1 protein-coding gene is annotated in these 1,362 nt (G+C 73.9%); it reads left to right on the forward strand.

Going from position 1 to position 1,362, the window contains the following annotated elements; translation table 11 throughout:
* Positions 1-15: 15 nt before the first annotated feature.
* Positions 16-1,362 (forward strand): lipopolysaccharide biosynthesis protein (locus H5J29_RS32825; RefSeq protein ID WP_181784781.1); only part of this gene is annotated, 1,347 nt, incomplete at its 3' end.

A 1,362-nucleotide genomic window follows, 5' to 3' on the forward strand; every position in this document is an offset into this window, starting at 1 on the left:
CCTGCGGGCGGATCGATGATCGAACCCGGCGACCCCACGCGCCCGCTGCCCACCGTCGCGCCCCAGAACCTCACGGCGCGGACCGCACGCGGGTTCGCCTGGGCCTTCACCGGCTCGGTGGGGCAGGCGGTACTGCAGATCGTCGCGACGATCGTCCTGGCCCGGCTGCTCACGCCGGAGGAGTTCGGGTCGGTGGCGGCCGCGCTGCTCGTCGTCGGGCTGACGCAGCTGGTCACCCAGCTCGGCGTCGCCGCCGCGCTCGTGCACCGGCGGGAGCTCACCGACCGGGACGTCGCGGCCGCGTTCTGGTTCTCGATCCTGCTGTCCGTGGTGATGGCGGTCCTGCTGGCCACGTTCGCCCCGGCGCTGAACGGCCTGGTCGGACTGCCCGCGGACTCCGGGCTGCTGCCGCTGCTGTCGCTCTCGCTCGTGCTGGCGGGGGCGATCGCCGTCCCCACCGGGCTGCTCCAGCGGGACCTGCGCTTCCGCCCGATGGCCGTGGTGGACCTGCTGGCCACCGGCCCCACCCTGATCGGGGTCAGCGTGGTGCTGGCGCTGCTCGGCTTCGGCCCGGCCGCGCTGGCCTGGGCGGAGGTGGCGGCCGCCGCGGTGAAGGCGATCGGCTGCCTCGCCCTCACGCGCCCCTGCGTGCGGCTCGACCGCTCCGCCTGGGACCGGCTGCGCCCCATGCTGAACTTCGGCTCCGGGTACTCGCTGACCCAGCTCGGCAACTGGTTCGCGCTCAACGCCGACAACCTCGTCGTGGCCAACGTGCTCGGCACCGGCCCCCTCGGCGTCTACACCCGGGCGTACAACCTGCTCTCCGAGCCCGCCAACGTGATCGGCGGCGCCGCGGACAAGGCCCTGTTCCCCGCCATGGCCCGCGTACGCGACGACGGCGAGCGCCTGCGCGCCGCCTACGTCCGGACCTCCAGCCTGGTCGCCCTGGTGACCGCGCCCGCCGCCGTCCTGCTGTTCGTGCTGGCTCCCGAGGTCGTGCACGTGCTCCTCGGCGCGCAGTGGACGGCCGTGGTCCTGCCCGTCCAGGTGTTCGCGCTGGCCCTGCTCCCGCGGACCTCGTACAAGATCAGCACCTCGCTCACCCGCGCGACCGGCGCGGTCTACCGCGCGGCGTGGCGGCAGTGGCTCTACGCGGCCGAGGTCGTGGTGTTCTCCGTGGTCGGGGCCCGGTTCTGGGGGGTGAACGGCGTCGCGGTCGGCGCGAGCCTCGCGATCGTGCTGCACTTCCTGGTCATGCTGCGCTTCTCCGCCCGAGTCTCGCCCGGTCTGATGGGTGCGGTCCTGCGGATGTATCTCAAGCACGTGCCCGCCGTGGTCGTCGTCGCGCTCGCGACCTGGGGC

Origin of the sequence: Pseudonocardia pini, from assembly GCF_013870575.1 — a bacterium.
GTDB classification, from domain to species: Bacteria; Actinomycetota; Actinomycetes; order Mycobacteriales; family Pseudonocardiaceae; genus Pseudonocardia; species Pseudonocardia pini.